The sequence below is a fragment of the Streptomyces sp. NBC_00009 genome (assembly GCF_045040855.1).
Lineage (GTDB): Bacteria > Actinomycetota > Actinomycetes > Streptomycetales > Streptomycetaceae > Streptomyces > Streptomyces aureus.
Genome location: NZ_CP108312.1, coordinates 1,387,399 through 1,402,194 on the forward strand (window position 1 = coordinate 1,387,399; position 14,796 = coordinate 1,402,194).

The following is a 14,796-nucleotide window of genomic DNA, read 5'->3' on the forward strand; positions in this document are numbered from 1 at the left end:
GGGGCTGTGACATCGTGCGGCTTCGCCGCGTGGGCGCGACCAGCCACGGACGGCCCGCAGGTTCCGAACCGCACTACCCGAGGTGCACTGACCAGTCCTGCTCCGCCGGAGGCTTGCCGTGCAGGTCGGGGACCCGCTTGAGCCAGTCGGGGCGGCCCTTCTCCGTGTCGGCGGCGCGGCGCGCGTCGGCGGCCGCCAGCTGGTCGCGCGACGGGAAGTCCGTGGGCAGCCAGGCGGCGGAGGTACGGGCGCGGGCCGCGAGGTAGGAGACGTATGCCTCGCGGACCTCGTCCGGCGAGGTGAAGCCCGGCTCGTCGGTCAGCCACGCGTCGGGGACGAGGGCGGTGATCTCGCGGAGCATCTCCTCGGTGACGAGGGGGGCCAGCTCCGCGTCGGCGGCCGCCGTGTCGGGCCCGTAGGCGCCGAGGGCGTGATGGCGGAAGTCGTACGCCTTGTCCGGCGCGGACGCGTCCCAGCGGTGGTGGAAGATCAGGGCCGCGCCGTGGTCGATCAGCCACAGCTTCGGCTCCTGGATGCCGAAGGTGGGCCAGATCATCAGGTTCGAACTGTGGATCGTGCGGTCCACGTTGACCGTGAGGGCGTCGAGCCACACGATCTTCCCGGCCTCCAGCGGGTCGACCGTGAAGGCGGCGGCGACCTCGGGCGTGAAGTCCTTCGCGCCCGGCAGGAAGTCCATTCCGAGGTTGAGCCCGTCGCTCGCGCGCAGCAGGTCCTGGACCTCCTGGTGCGGCTCGTGGGCGGCCACCTCGGGGTCGAAGTGCGTGAGGACCAGCTCGGGGAAGCGCAGGCCGAGGCGGCGCGCGAGCTCACCGACGACGACCTCCGCGACGAGTGCCTTGCGGCCCTGCGCGGAGCCGGTGAACTTCACGACGTAGGTCCCCAGGTCGTCGGCCTCGACGACCCCCGGCACGGAGCCGCCGGTCCGCAGAGGGGTCAGGTACCGGACAGCCGTCACTTCTCGCAGCACACCGGCCAGCCTAACCGGCGGCGCACACGGCCGAGGGGTGGCCGGGATCGCACCCTCCTGTGCTCCGGGTCCGCGCGGCGCCCGGCGACTGCCGGTACCGTCGTCCCGGCTGCGGAGATCTCCTTGCGCTATCTCCCTTGCGCGGGACCGAGGACGGGGACGGGTACGCATGGTGAACGGTGGCCGGGTCGCGGTCGTGGGCGGGAGCATCGCGGGATGCGCGGCGGCTCTCGCGGCCCATCGCGGGGGCGCGGACGAGATCGTCGTGTACGAACGGGCCGCGGGCTCCCTCGCGGAATGCGGCGTGGGGCTCGCGGTGCACGACGCGCGGTACGCCGAGCTGGAGTCGGCCGGGTACATGGACGCGGGCATGCCGTGGGTGGGCCTGGTGCGCCGCCGCTGGTACGTGCGCGCCGGGGACGGCGGATCCGCGGGGGACACAGTGCTCGGCCGCGAGATCGCCACCATGCCGTTCCCGTTCCGTACGTACAACTGGGGGCCGCTCTGGCACGAGCTGCGCCGGGCGGTGCCGGCGGGCGTCGAGTTCCGCACGGGTGCGGCGGTGGCGCGGGTCGAGGCGACGGCGGGCGGGGCCCGCGTGCACTGCGCGGCAGGCGGCGCCGAGGAGTTCGGCCTCGTCATCGGCGCGGACGGCTACCGCTCGGCGGTCAGGGCCTGCGCGTTCCCCGACGTACAGCCGCGGTACGCGGGATATCTGGCGTGGCGGGGCGCGTTCCCCGCACAGCGCCTCGCCGAGCCCGGGCTGTGGGCCGAGGAGGACTGCGCGTACGTCGTGTTCCCCGGCGGGCACCTCATCGTCTACCGGATCCCGGACGGCGGCCCGGCCGGCGGCCACCGCGTGAACTGGGTTCTCTACACGGCGCCGCCGCCGGGCGTCGACGCGGCGCTGCGCGTCGACCTGCCGACGAGCCTGCCGCCCGGCACCCTCACCGACGCGCTGCGCTCCCATCTCGCCTACGTGGCGAAGGAGTTGCTGCCGCCGTACTGGGGCGACCTGGTCCGCCTCACCGCCCCGGACGAGCTCGCGCTGCAGCCCATGTACGACTTCACGGCCCCGCGGTACGCGACGGGCCGGTTCATGCTGGCCGGGGACGCGGCGACGGTCGCGCGCCCGCACACCGGGGCGGGCGCGGTGAAGGCCCTCCAGGACGGCGCCGCCCTCGAATCCGCGTTCCGCTCCGCGTCGGACTTCGACGAGGCGCTCGCCGCGTACGACGGCTCCCGCACCGCGGCCGGCGGTGCGCTGGTCGGGCTCGGGCGGAGCCTGGGCCGGGCGCTCGTGCAGGAGACCCCGGACTGGCGGGAGTTGGACCAGGCCGGGCTCGAGGCATGGTGGGCACAGGCGGACGGAACCGGGGTGTTCGGCGGGAAACAGCTGGATTCCGGCACCGGCCCGCAGCCCCGCTGAGCACTCGTTTTGTTGTGTGCGTACGTTGATCCATAAGATCCGGCGATGATCATAAGAAAACGGCTGGCGGCGGGAACCTGTGTCCTGTTCGCCGCCCTGACCATGGGGCTGACGCCCGTCGGCGCCTCCGCGGCGGACAACCCTGACGGACAGCCCACAGCCGCCCCCAAGGTCGAGCTCGTGCTCGACGTGAGCGGTTCCATGCGGGCGCGCGACATCGACGGCGGGTCCCGGATGGCCGCCGCGAAGCAGGCGTTCAACGAGGTGCTCGACGCGACGCCGAAGGAGGTCGAGCTCGGCATCCGCACGCTCGGCGCCAACTACCGCGGCGAGGACCGGAAGGTGGGCTGCAAGGACACCGCGCAGCTCTACCCGGTCGGGCCGCTCGACCGCACCGAGGCGAAGACCGCCGTCGCCACCCTCTCGCCGACGGGCTGGACGCCGATCGGCCCCGCGCTCCTGAAGGCGGCCGACGACCTGAACGGCGGCGACGGATCGCGCCGCATCGTCCTCATCAGCGACGGCGAGGACACCTGCCAGCCGCTCGACCCGTGCGAGGTCGCGCGCGACATCGCCGCCAAGGGCATCAACCTCACCATCGACACCCTCGGCCTGGTCCCGGACGCCAAGACGCGTGACCAGCTCAGCTGCATCGCCGAGGCCACCGGCGGCACGTACACCTCCGTGCGGCACACCGACGAACTCACCGACCGCGTCGGCCAGTTGGTGGACAGGGCGGCCGACCCCGTGGTCAACCCCGTGGCCGTCGAGGGCGCCAAGGAGTGCACCGGCGCGCCGGAGATCAAGCCCGGTCTGTACACGGACCGCGAGACGTTCGGCGAGCACCGCTTCTACCGCGTGGCCGTCGCTCCCGGACAGGAGCTGCGCGCCTCGGTGAGCGTCGCCGCGGACCGCGCCGTCAACAAGGACTACGGCGTGCTGCTGCGCGCGGTGACCGAGCACGGCCGTGAGATCGTCCGGGGCTCGGAGGCGGGCGACGGGCGTACGGACGTGATCTCCACGGGTCTGCGCTACCCGAAGCCCGAGCAGGACGACGAGGCGGCGGCCGAGACCGTGTGCCTCCAGGTGTCGAACTCCTACTCGGCCCCCGCGTCGGTCAAGACGACGCCGGGCCTCCCGGTCGAGCTGACCGTCGACGTCGTGGACGCGCCGAGCGCGGCGTCCGACGTGGCCGCGTTCGGCCTCGGCCGCGGCTGGTGGCTGCTCGGCGCCCTGGTGCTCACCGGCTTCGCCGCGGGTGTGCTGTGGGGCTGGATCTCGCGCTGGCGGGTCGCGGTCTGGAGGACCAACTGATGCGTACGACCAAGCTGTTGGCGACGGCGGGACTCCTCGGCGCGAGCGCGCTGACCGCACTGCTCGGGGCCGGTACGGCGTTCGCCGGCTCCGGCGACTCCGGTACCTCCGGTGACGACAAGGCCCCCACCGAGGCGGGCACGTCGTTCCGTACCGCGCAGGAGGTGGAGCAGGGCCGGCGGGCCACCGCGGGCGCCTCCACGGGCGACTACCTGTACTGGTCGTTCCCGGCGGACGCCGGGCAGCGGCCCACGGTCAGGGCGACGGTGAAGCTGCCGGACTCGGCCGCGCGACCCTCGGGCGCGACGTGGCGGATCGACGTGTACGACGGGCTGAGGCGCCGTCAGTCCTGCATGTACGGGACGCAGTCGAGGGCGGCGGCGCCGGACGCGACCTCGGTCGGCCTGTCCTGCACGCTGCGTACGGTGCGGGCCTGGTCGGAGCAGTGGGCGAACGACCCGCTGCCCGGCACGTACTACATCCGGCTCACGGCGGCCACGCTGACGCCCTCGGACCAGGGGCTGCCCGTCTCGGCCGAGGTGGAGGTGACCTCCAAGGAGGTCGGCGGCTCCTCGGCGGTGGACGGCTCGCTCGCGGCCCCGCTCGTGCCGGGCTCGACGACGGAGGAGGCCGCTGCCGCCTCCGACGACGCCTCTGATGAGGAGAACGGCTCGTCGACAGGCCAGGCCCTCGCGACGGGTGAGCCCGAGGACGGCTGGTCCTCCGGCTGGTGGTCCGACCGCTGGGTCTGGACGGCGGCGGGCGGCATCCTGGCGGCGCTCGCCGGTATCGGCGGCTACGCCCTGACGCGCGGCACGGGCCGCCCGTCCCGGGTACCGCCGGGCATGTGACACCCCCGCCCATGGCGCCCGCGCCCATCAAGTGCCGGGCGCCATGGGCGCGTTGGCTACTGCGTCACGCCTCCCGCAGCGCCTTTGCCAGGGCGCCGTCCCCGGACACGGCGACATGGCCCGTGCGCGCCGCCTCCTCCAGCGTCAGCTCGCCCCGCACCACGGCGACGCAGGTCTCCGTGCCGAGGACGAGCCGCGCGTCGGGTTCACCGGACACGGGCCCCTCGCCGTAGACAGGCCCGTCCGCGCCCGAGCCGCCGACCCGCACATGGAACTCCCCCTCGTCGAGGCGTACTTCCACCACGCCCTCGCCGCCGAGCCGCTCCAGATGGCTCAGGAGCGGCAGGGCGAACCAGTGCGCGCGCACCGCGTCCGTGGGCCTGCGCTCGTCCAGGGCGGGTGCGCCCCACTCCCCCAGCGCCTGGAGCACCGGCAGCAACTGCCGCCCGCGCGGGGTCAGTTCATAGACGTATGCCGAGACCGGCGCGGGCAGCCTGCGGCGCTCCGCCACACCCTCGCGCTCCATGTCCTTCAGGCGCGAGGCGAGTACGTCCGTGCTGACGCCGGGCAGGTCGGCATGCAGATCGGTGTAGCGGCGCGGCCCCGCGAGGAGCTCACGGACGATCAGGAGCGTCCAGCGGTCACCGACGGCGTCGAGGGCGCGGGCGGCGGCGCAGTACTGGTCGTAGCTTCGGCGTGGCATGGCTCGCAGTCTATGCAACTTGTTGGACTTTCCAAGCGGTCACTTGGTAAAACCAAGTCACACACGTCACGGGCAGTCCGGGAGGGCACCACATGGAGTTCCGGCAGTCGAGCAAGCTCAGCGAGGTCTGCTACGAGATCCGCGGCCCGGTGATCGAGCACGCCAACGCCCTTGAGGAGGCGGGCCACAGCGTCCTGCGCCTCAACACCGGCAACCCCGCGCTCTTCGGCTTCGAGGCGCCCGAGGAGATCGTCCAGGACATGATCCGGATGCTCCCCCAGGCCCACGGCTACACCGACTCACGGGGCGTCCTGTCCGCCCGCCGCGCCGTCGCACAGCGCTACCAGGCGCTCGGCCTCGAGGTCGGCGTCGACGACGTCTTCCTCGGCAACGGCGTGTCCGAGCTGGTCTCCATGGCCGTACAGGCGCTCCTGGAGGACGGCGACGAAGTCCTCATACCCGCCCCGGACTTCCCGCTGTGGACGGCCGTCACGACGCTCTCCGGCGGCAAGGCCGTGCACTACGTCTGCGACGAGTCGGCCGACTGGTACCCCGACCTCGACGACATGGCCGCGAAGATCACCGACCGCACCAAGGCCGTCGTCATCATCAACCCCAACAACCCCACGGGCGCCGTCTACCCCAAGGAGATCATCGAGGGCATCCTCGACCTCGCCCGCCGGCACGGCCTGATGGTGCTCGCCGACGAGATCTACGACCAGATCCTGTACGACGACGCGGTCCACCACAGCGCCGCCGCCCTCGCCCCCGACCTGGTCGTCCTCACCTTCTGCGGGCTCTCCAAGACCTACCGCGTCGCGGGCTTCCGCTCCGGCTGGCTGGTCGTCACGGGACCGCAGCAGCACGCCCGCAACTATCTGGAGGGCCTGACGATGCTCGCCTCCATGCGGCTGTGCGCCAACGCCCCCGCCCAGTACGCGATCCAGGCCGCGCTCGGCGGCCGCCAGTCCATCCGCGAACTGACCGCGCCGGGCGGCCGCCTCCTCGAACAGCGCGACAAGGCCTGGGAGAAGCTCAACGAGATCCCGGGCGTCTCCTGCGTGAAGCCCAAGGGCGCGCTGTACGCGTTCCCGCGCATCGACCCCAAGGTCCACCCCATCGTCGACGACGAGAAGTTCGTCCTCGACCTGCTCCTGCGCGAGAAGATCCAGGTCGTCCAGGGCACCGGCTTCAACTGGCCGCGCCCGGACCACTTCCGCATCCTCACCCTCCCGTACGCTGACGACCTCGACGCCGCGATCAGCCGGATCGGGCGCTTCCTGAGCGGATACCGTCAGTGACGTCCTGCACCACCTGTGCCCTGCCGAGCCTGACGCAGTTCGCCTCACCCGGTCTCGTCGAGGCGATCGTGGAGGGCGGCCACGACCGGGCCGACGACCCCGCCTGGGAGACCTCGGGCGCGGCCACGGTGGAGGACTACGCGCTCTGGTGCGGCCATCTGTGCGGCCTGACCTGTCTGCGCATGACACTGGGCCAGGACGCGCCCACGCTGTTCGACCTGCGCGACGGCGCGCTCAAGTACGGCGCGTACACCGTGGATGCGGAGGGCGACATCCACGGTCTGATATACGCCCCGTTCGCCGAGTACGCCCGCGAGGAACTCGGCCTGGACGCGACCGTCCACCGCACACTGACGGTCGACGAGATCGCCGGGCTGCTCGATCAGGGCCGTACGGTCATGGCCTCGGTCCACTACGGGATCCGCCGCCCGGAGCGTCCCGCGCCCGGCCGCGGCGGGCACCTGGTCCTGCTCACGGCGCGCGACGATGACCGCTTCCACTTCCACAACCCGTCGGGCATCAGCCCCGAAACCCGTTGCGCGGAACTGCCGTTGGCGACGTTCGAGACGTTCTTCGCGGGGCGGGGAGTCTCGCTGGGTCCCGGACATGGAGCGGGTCCGAGGGCGTAGCCGGCCCCTGCGGTCTGGACGAACTGCTTGAGCTGCTTTTTCAGGCGGCATGCGCCAGCCCACTCAGCAAGAGGGAATGAAGCCAAACTCGCCCATATCTGGCGCCCAGGCATCTTACGATGCCTCAAACAAGATGGCCCCGGAGGCGCTGCGAACACCCCCGGGGCCCGGACAGCGCACAGCGCTGCCCGGCCAGTCTCGAAGGGACTGACATGACACAGACTCTCACGGGCGCCATCACCGTGGTTCAGCCGCCTGTACGCCCCGGACAGTTACGCGCCGTCGCCTATCTGCGGATCTCCACCGAGGAGCAGAAGAAGGGCTACGGCATCGCCTATGCCAAGAAAGGAATCGCCAAGCACATCGAGAAGAAGGGCTGGGCCCTTGTCGACACGTACACCGATGCGGGCGTGAGCGGCACCTTGGAGGCAGCCAAGCGGGATGAGCTGCCCCGCCTGATGACGGACGCCCGGCGAAACCCACGCGCTTTCGATGTTGTGGTCGTGGATGAAGAGCGGGCCATCGGGCGCAGGAACAGGGCCTTTTGGCCGTGGGTGTGGGAACTGCAAGACCTCGGGATCTTCGTTGCCATCGTCAATGGCGAATACGACAACAGCACCGAGGAAGGCGAGTCCCGGATGCGTAAGGCCGCGGACGTCGCCCACGACGAGCTGAAACTGATCCGTGACCGAACCCAGGGCGGAGTCCAGGAGAAGGCCAGCGACGGAGGCTACGCCGGAGGCCGCCCCCGCTATGGGTACCGCATCGAGAACAAGGGCCGGAAGAGGGAGAGCAAACTCGTCCTCGACCTGTGCGACTGCCCCGCCGCCTGTTCGGTCCTTCATGAGGCTGTGGTTCTGCGCCGGGCGCGATCCCTTGTCATCGAGTGTCAGGGCGATTGGAGCAAGGCAGCTCTTCGACTCAATGCCGAAGGATCCTTCGGCCGCGACGGGAAACCCTGGTCGAAGGACAACCTCCGCAACAAGCTCACAAACAACGACTTTCTCGAAGGGCTCCAGGTCTGGAGGAATCCGAAGAACCGCAAGACCGGAACACGCCACGGCGTGACAGTCGGAGCGGATGGCCGCTCCCCCTTCGGCGAGACCGTCGTTATTGAACTGCCACCCGTCTTCACGCCCCAGGAGGTCAAGGAACTGCGTCAGTTTCTCCAGCAGAGGGGTCCTGTCGCGGGGGCGCGGCCGTATCCGCTGTCCGGGCGCCTGACAAGCCAGTGCGGAAGGCAGTACTTCGGCGGCGGGGGCAAGAAGCGCCAGTACCGGTGCGCCGGCAAGACTCCCGAGTACGCGGGCGCGAAGCGCTGCTCCTGCCCCGTGCTCGACGCCAAGCTTGTGGAGAACGAGGTCTGGGCTCGGGTCTGCGACATGGTCGGGGATACCGAACAGCTCAAGCAGCTGGCTGCTCACCAATTGGAGAAGCATGCGAGAGAGCAGGTCAACTACGGCAGGCGTATCGAGGAGTTCCATCAGCAGATCGAGGACAGCGAGGCAGCCTGTGCTGTGGCGACCGCTGCGGCAGCCCGGCAGGCCGCAAAGCGGGGCTTGGCAGGCAAGGCGGCGGAACAGGCCATCGATCGCACCCTGGCCCCCCTTAATGGCGAGCTGGCGGCAGCCGAGCGCATGTTGGCCGAGACGATCGCCTGGAAGCACGAAGCCGAAGCGACTACACAGCATGATCAGGACATCCGCGCCCTGGCGGAGATGACACGCGCTCAGAGAGAGAACGTTCCGCCTGGCCAGCAGCTCCGCTATCTCAAGGTGTTGTCCGTCAAGGCGACTGTCCTGCGAGTGCCACCGCCAAGGGCACCTGGCCGTCCGTGCGCCCTCGTTTCCTGGTTCTGGGAGAACAAGCGCCTGGTTCCAGAACTCACGGATGCAGCCTGGGCGAAGGTGCAACACCTGATGGGTACGCACTGGGCCCTGGATCCGCGCCAGATCCTGCAGGCCCTGTTCCACAAGGCCCGCACCGGCTCCAACTGGGCGGATCTCTATGAGGCGTTCGACTCAAGGTCGTTGCGCACCTACTGGACTCGCTGGCAGGCTTCCGGGCTGTGGGAGTCCGTCATGAAGAACCTGGCCGACGAACCCGGCATGGCGGCCTTCAAGGCCCCGCCCCGGATCCCCGAACTCCACATCGAGGGCGACATCAAGCTTCGCGTGGCGCTTGATACAAAGGCGACCGAATGATCGTCCAGACCCCTCGAGGAGCAACTCCATGGATGCGGCGCTGATAGCCGTGCTCGGCACCCTGCTCGGTTCCGTCGTCACCCACTTCTTCCAGGCGCGGTCCACGGAGCGGGTCGCCGGGCTCGCCCGTGCCGAGCAGCTGCGTCAGGAGCGGATCTCCAGCTACAGCGCGTTCGCCGGGGCCTTGTTCGACTACCGGCGCAGTCAGAACGACCGGTGGTTCCGGGCGCAGGAGGTGCCGGGTTCCTCGCAGGCGGAGGAAGCCCGCTTCGCGTCGTACGAGGCGCGGATCAGCGCGCGGCAGGCGCTGGCGCGGCTCCAGTTGGTGTGCGACCAGGCGGACACGCGTCAACTGGCGGAGTCTGCCTTCGAGTTGGCGAACTGTCTGCACGAGTCGGCGGACGAGGAGGACCGGGACCGGCGGTCGCGGCGGTGCAAGGACGCCCTGACGAGGTTCATCGAGTCGGCGGCCCCGAGCGTGCGCTGACCCTGTGTCCGACGCCGCCATGAGCGATCACCGTCCTCGGTGGGCAACACCTCTGCATGACAGACAGGCCGCTGCTCCTCCTCGACGTCGACGGGCCCCTCAACCCGTACGCCGCCCGCCTGCCCCGCCTGCGCGGATACGCCGCTCACCGCTTCCACCCGGCGAACTGGCTCGCGCGCCAGACCCCCGGCTCCCGCCGCCACCGTCGCGGGTTACGGGTCATGCTCAACCCGTCGCACGGCCGGCGCCTGGTCGGGCTGCCCTTCGAACTGGCCTGGGCGACCACGTGGATGCACGAGGCGAACGAGATGATCGGCCCGGCGATCGGACTGCCCGCCGCGCTGCCCGTGATCGAGTGGCCCGAGCTGTTCGCCCGGGATCCCGACGGCCTCTACTGGAAGACGCGCCCGCTGCTCGACTGGGCGGCCGGGCGGCCCTTCGCCTGGGTCGACGACATGATCACGGACCTGGACTCCCGCCATGTGAGGGCGCACCACGACGCCCCGGCCCTGCTTCTGCGCATCCATCCGCGCCACGGGCTGCGCGAGAGTGACTTCACGACTCTGACTCGATGGGCCGAGGCGTTGTGAGGCGACGTGCTCGGCCGTCGCCGGACGGGCCCGTCAGCGGCCGAGCAGTGCCGTGAGGGCGCCGACCGGGTCCGTGTCGGGGGTGCCTCTCGGCCACCAGTCCTCACGGCCGGGGTCCGACTCGTAGCCGTACCAGAGGCCTTCGCGGCCGAGGCGGAGCTGGAGGTTGTCGGTCGAGAGCCTGTTGCGGTGGGGGCGGAAGTGGGGGAAGTCCGCGGCGATGAGGGCCGGGCGGGCGCGGTCGAAGGGACCGGCCGGCGGGTCCCACTCCCCTTCGAGGACGTCCAGGCCCGCGAGTCCGCCCTGGCGCCAGGCGGCGACGGCGCGGGCCAGGTCGGTGGCCGTGCGTCCGGTGCCCTGGGCGAGAGACTTGTACAGCGCGCGCGTGGACGCCGCGAGGCCGGAGCCGGGGTGGGCGGCGGCGAGCCGGACCGCGTCCTGCCAGGGGGTGAGTCCGGCGATCGGGTCGATGCCCCGGGTGAGGAACGTGTGGGCGCGGGCCGCGGCCTCCGTGGCGAGGAGGTCGAGGGCGAGCGGGTCGGGGGCGCCGGACGCGTGCGGGTAGACGGGCGGGCGGCCCGGGTGCGCGGGGGCCGGGAACGGCGGGGGCAGGAGCGGCAGGGTGCGGGGGGCGAGGGCCTCGCGGGCCTCGACCGAGGGCAGTGCGGGGGCCGTGGCGGAGCGCTCGCCCGCAGCATGCGCCGCGTTGCGCCGGGTCAGGTCGGCGAGGAGCTCCTGTTCGCCGCGGCCGCGCAGCAGGAAGAGGACGAAGGGGTCCTCGTCGAGCAGTCGTGCCGTCTGGTAGCAGAGCGCGGCCGCGTGCTTGCAGGGGTGACCGTCGTCCGGGCAGGAGCAGTCGGGGATCAGGTCGCCGGCGGCGGGCAGGAGGTCGGCGACGGCGGCCAGCGCGTGCGGCACGTCCTTGTCGAGGAGCGCGGCCATGTGGTCGGGGCGGGCGGCCGCCGTGTCGAGGATGCGCTCCCAGTCGTCGTCGTGGAGGGTGCGCAGACGGATCTCCGTGCGGTACGGCCGGGGGCGTGAGCCGTGGACGTAGGCCATGACGCGGCCGGGGGTCGCGGTGATGGCGTCGACGTGTCCCCGGTCGGCGTAGGCGCGGCCGCGGGTGAGGCGGGCCGTGTCGAGCGCCGTGTCCACGAGGGCGTCCACCCACGCGTTCCCCCACCAGGTCAGCGCGAAGTCGTCGGCCGTGCGGGTGCGGGGCGGCAGGGGCGGGAAGGTGCGGCGGCGGTCGTCGACGCGGGCGCGGGCCTGGGCGTGCGCGCCGGCGCGGCCCGGCGTGTGGGGGGTCATGCCGTCCTCCTGAGGGAGACGAGGTCGGCGAGCTCCCGGTCGGTCAGCTCGGTCAGGGCGGCTTCGCCGGAGCCGAGCACGGCGTCCGCGAGGGCCTTCTTGGCGGCGAGCATCTCGGCGATGCGGTCCTCGACGGTGCCCTCGGTGATGAGCCGGTGGACCTGGACGGGCTGGGTCTGGCCGATGCGGTAGGCGCGGTCGGTGGCCTGCTCCTCGACGGCCGGGTTCCACCAGCGGTCGAAGTGGACGACGTGGCCCGCACGCGTGAGGTTCAGGCCGGTGCCGGCGGCCTTCAGGGAGAGCAGGAAGACGGGGACCTCGCCGGACTGGAAGCGGTCGACCATGCGCTCGCGTTCGGCCACGGGGGTTCCGCCGTGCAGGAGTTGGGAGGGGATCGCGCGGGCGGCGAGGTGGGTCGCGAGGAGGCGGGCCATGGACACGTACTGCGTGAAGACGAGGACGGAGCCGTCCTCCGCGAGGATCGTGTCGAGGAGTTCGTCGAGCAGGGCGAGCTTGCCCGAGCGGCCGGTGAGACGGGCGCGCGGGCCGTCCGCCTCCTTGAGGAACTGCGCCGGGTGGTTGCAGATCTGCTTGAGCGACGTCAGGAGTTTCATGATCAGGCCGCGGCGTGCGATGCCTTCGGCCTCCTCGATGGACGCCATCGCCTCGCGGACCACGGCCTCGTAGAGCGATGCCTGTTCGCGGGTGAGGGGGGCCGGGTGGTCCGACTCGGTCTTGGGCGGCAGCTCGGGGACGATGCCGGGGTCGGACTTCTTGCGGCGGAGCAGGAACGGCCGCACGAGGCGGGCCAGGCGCTCGACGGCCTCGGCGTCCTCACCGGTCTCCACGGCGCGCGCGTGCCGTGCGCGGAAGGACTTGAGCGGGCCGAGCAGCCCGGGCGTCGTCCAGTCGAGCAGGGCCCACAGCTCGGAGAGGTTGTTCTCCACGGGCGTGCCGGTGAGGGCGACGCGGGCGGGCGACGGGATCGTGCGCAGCGCCTTGGCGGTGGCGGAGAAGGGGTTCTTGATGTGCTGCGCCTCGTCGGCGACGACCATGCCCCAGGTGTGCCCGGCCAGATCGGCGGCGCGGGTGCGCAGGGTGCCGTACGTGGTGAGGAGGAAGCCGCCGTCGAGGCCGTCGAGGGTGCGGTCGGTGCCGTGGAAGCGGCGGACGGGAACGCCGGGGGCGAAGCGGGTGATCTCGCGCTGCCAGTTCCCGAGGAGGGACGCCGGGCAGACGACCAGCGTGGGCGCCGCCTTGTTCCTGCGCAGGTGGAGCGCGATGAGGGTGACCGTCTTGCCGAGACCCATGTCGTCGGCGAGGCAGCCGCCGAGGCCGAGCGAGGTCATGAGGTCGAGCCAGGCGAGGCCGCGCAGCTGGTAATCGCGGAGCGTGGCGTGCAGGCCCTCGGGCTGGGTGGCGGCGGAGGGGCCTTCGACGAGGCGGTCGCGCAGATGGGCGAGGACTCCGGTGGGGACGGCCTCGACGCGCTCGCCGTCGATCTCGGCCTCGCCGGTGAGGGCCACGGCGAGGGCGTCGACGGGCTGCAGCAGCCCCAGTTCGCGTTTGCGGGCCTTGCGTACGAGGTCGGGGTCGACGACGACCCACTGGTCGCGCAGCCGGACGACGGGCCGGTGGGACTCGGCGAGTTCGTCCATCTCACGCTCGGTGAGCGGGTCGCCGTCGAGCGCCAACTGCCAGTTGAACTTGAGGAGTTCCTCCCCGTCGAAGAACGGGGTGCCGTCGGTGGCGGAGCCGGGCGCGGCGGCGCGCACGACGGCGGTGGCGGTGAGGGCGCGGGCCAGGTCCCTGGGCCAGTGGACCTCGACGCCCGCGTCCGCGAGGCGGGCCGCGGCCGGGCCGAGGAGGTCGAGGAGCTCGCCCTCGGAGAGCGCCAGGACGTCGGGCACGTCGCGCTCCAGGACGCGGCCGAGCGGGGGCCAGACGCGGGCGGCGCGGCGCAGGGCGAGGACGGCGTCGATCCTGGCGCGCGGCCCGAAGTGCGCCTCGCCGTCGCCGGCCCAGAGCCGCGCCGCGTCGACGACCTGGGTGGGGTCGGCGAGGCTGTGCACCTGGACGAGCGCGGCCCCGGCCCGCCGCCGCTCCTCGGTACCGGCGCTTCCCGGGCCGTCCTCACCGGCAGATGTGTCGGCGGGGTCGGGGGCGTCGTCCGTGTCGAAGAGGGTGAAGTTCGACAGGTCGAGGCGCAGGGAGACCCGCACGCCCGCGTCCATGCCGGCGGCGGCCTCGACCGCCCAGGCACGCGCGCGGGGCAGGTGCTGCGGCGCGAAGGCGGCGAAGGGCGCCCCGGCCGCGAAGGGGGCGGCGGGGCTGCGCGGCAGGGAGTCGGCGACCGCGTCGAGGAACGCGCGCACGAGAGCTTCGGGCTCGGGCAGCCGCAGCGGCTTGGAGCCCTCCACCGGCGCGGCATGGGCCTCGTACGGCATGGCGGCGGCGATGGCGCGCAGCTGTGCGATGTCGTCCGCGTCGAGCGGGCCCGCGCGCCACGCGTCGTGATCGGAGGCGGTGAGGCCGGGCAGGAGGCGGCCGCGGCCCACGAGGTGCAGGGCGTGCAGGGCGGCGGCACCCCAGCAGGCCGCGGCGGGGTGGGCGCCGGGGGTTTGCCGGGCCCGCACGAGCAGGGGCAGGGCGTCGGTGACGGGCAGCCGGACGGCGGACACGGTCCGGGTGCGGGCGCCCGCGCCGTGCGGCCGGACGACGGTGAGCGGGGTGGCGCCGGGCAGGTCCGTGCCGTCCGGGTGCCAGAACGCGACCGTGCTCTCGCGCGGCAGGGGCGCGGGGAGGAACACGGCGGCTGCGGAGACGGTGACGCCCCTGTGGTCGGTCTGCTCCGTCATGGCCGGGCTCCTTTCCCTGATCGGTACGGCATGCGTTCGCCCTGGTCGGTGCGGCGCGCGTCGCCCTCGTCCGGCGGGACCGGCGACGTCTACGACCTTACGGGCGGGGTCTGACAATCAAGGCCGGGCGT

General features: G+C 72.2%; 12 protein-coding genes. 8 read left to right on the forward strand and 4 right to left on the reverse strand.

Going from position 1 to position 14,796, the window contains the following annotated elements; genetic code table 11:
• Positions 1-73 precede the first annotated feature (73 nt).
• Positions 74-988: a HipA family kinase gene (locus OHA58_RS06290; RefSeq protein ID WP_405477217.1), complete on the reverse strand. Its 915-nt coding sequence runs from the start codon at positions 986-988 to the stop codon at positions 74-76.
• A gap of 172 nt (positions 989-1,160) precedes the next feature.
• On the opposite strand from OHA58_RS06290, the gene OHA58_RS06295 reads away from it, so the two are divergent.
• The 3 genes from OHA58_RS06295 to OHA58_RS06305 are packed head-to-tail and all read left to right on the forward strand — an operon-like array spanning position 1,161 to position 4,582.
• Positions 1,161-2,417: an FAD-dependent monooxygenase gene (locus OHA58_RS06295; protein WP_405484814.1), complete on the forward strand. Its 1,257-nt coding sequence runs from the start codon at positions 1,161-1,163 to the stop codon at positions 2,415-2,417.
• Between the two features lie 45 nt (positions 2,418-2,462).
• Positions 2,463-3,731, forward strand: coding sequence for a VWA domain-containing protein (locus OHA58_RS06300; RefSeq protein WP_405477219.1), 1,269 nt, complete (start codon positions 2,463-2,465; stop codon positions 3,729-3,731).
• Complete coding sequence (locus OHA58_RS06305; protein ID WP_405477220.1) at positions 3,731-4,582, forward strand: hypothetical protein; 852 nt, start codon at positions 3,731-3,733, stop codon at positions 4,580-4,582. The genes OHA58_RS06300 and OHA58_RS06305 overlap by 1 nt, the downstream gene beginning before the upstream one ends.
• A 64-nt stretch (positions 4,583-4,646) precedes the next feature.
• On the opposite strand, the gene OHA58_RS06310 is transcribed toward OHA58_RS06305, so the two are convergent.
• Complete coding sequence (locus OHA58_RS06310) at positions 4,647-5,285, reverse strand: winged helix-turn-helix transcriptional regulator (RefSeq protein ID WP_405477222.1); 639 nt, start codon at positions 5,283-5,285, stop codon at positions 4,647-4,649.
• A 92-nt stretch (positions 5,286-5,377) separates the two neighbouring features.
• Here OHA58_RS06310 and OHA58_RS06315 point away from each other — a divergent pair, with 92 nt between their 5' ends.
• From OHA58_RS06315 to OHA58_RS06335, 5 genes are all read left to right on the forward strand, one after another.
• A complete protein-coding gene (locus OHA58_RS06315; RefSeq protein ID WP_116508259.1) occupies positions 5,378-6,586 on the forward strand; it encodes a pyridoxal phosphate-dependent aminotransferase in 1,209 nt (402 codons plus the stop codon).
• On the forward strand, positions 6,583-7,215 hold the full coding sequence (locus OHA58_RS06320; protein ID WP_405477224.1) for a C39 family peptidase: 633 nt from the start codon (positions 6,583-6,585) through the stop codon (positions 7,213-7,215). The genes OHA58_RS06315 and OHA58_RS06320 overlap by 4 nt, the downstream gene beginning before the upstream one ends.
• Positions 7,216-7,427: 212 nt before the next feature.
• Complete coding sequence (locus OHA58_RS06325) at positions 7,428-9,419, forward strand: recombinase family protein (protein ID WP_405477226.1); 1,992 nt, start codon at positions 7,428-7,430, stop codon at positions 9,417-9,419.
• Positions 9,420-9,447: 28 nt separating this feature from the next.
• Positions 9,448-9,906 carry a hypothetical protein gene (locus tag OHA58_RS06330; protein WP_405477228.1) on the forward strand — a complete coding sequence of 153 codons (459 nt, stop codon included), beginning with the start codon at positions 9,448-9,450 and terminating at the stop codon, positions 9,904-9,906.
• 56 nt (positions 9,907-9,962) lie between these two features.
• Complete coding sequence (locus tag OHA58_RS06335) at positions 9,963-10,496, forward strand: hypothetical protein (protein WP_405477230.1); 534 nt, start codon at positions 9,963-9,965, stop codon at positions 10,494-10,496.
• Positions 10,497-10,529: 33 nt separating this feature from the next.
• Here the strand turns inward: OHA58_RS06335 and OHA58_RS06340 are convergent, their stop codons facing one another.
• Together OHA58_RS06340 and OHA58_RS06345 are read right to left on the reverse strand one after the other, a co-directional pair.
• Positions 10,530-11,807, reverse strand: a complete 1,278-nt coding sequence (locus OHA58_RS06340; RefSeq protein ID WP_405477232.1) for an SWIM zinc finger family protein — start codon at positions 11,805-11,807, stop codon at positions 10,530-10,532.
• A complete protein-coding gene (locus tag OHA58_RS06345) occupies positions 11,804-14,665 on the reverse strand; it encodes a DEAD/DEAH box helicase (RefSeq protein WP_405477234.1) in 2,862 nt (953 codons plus the stop codon). The genes OHA58_RS06340 and OHA58_RS06345 overlap by 4 nt, the downstream gene beginning before the upstream one ends.
• Between the last annotated feature and the right edge of the window lie 131 nt (positions 14,666-14,796).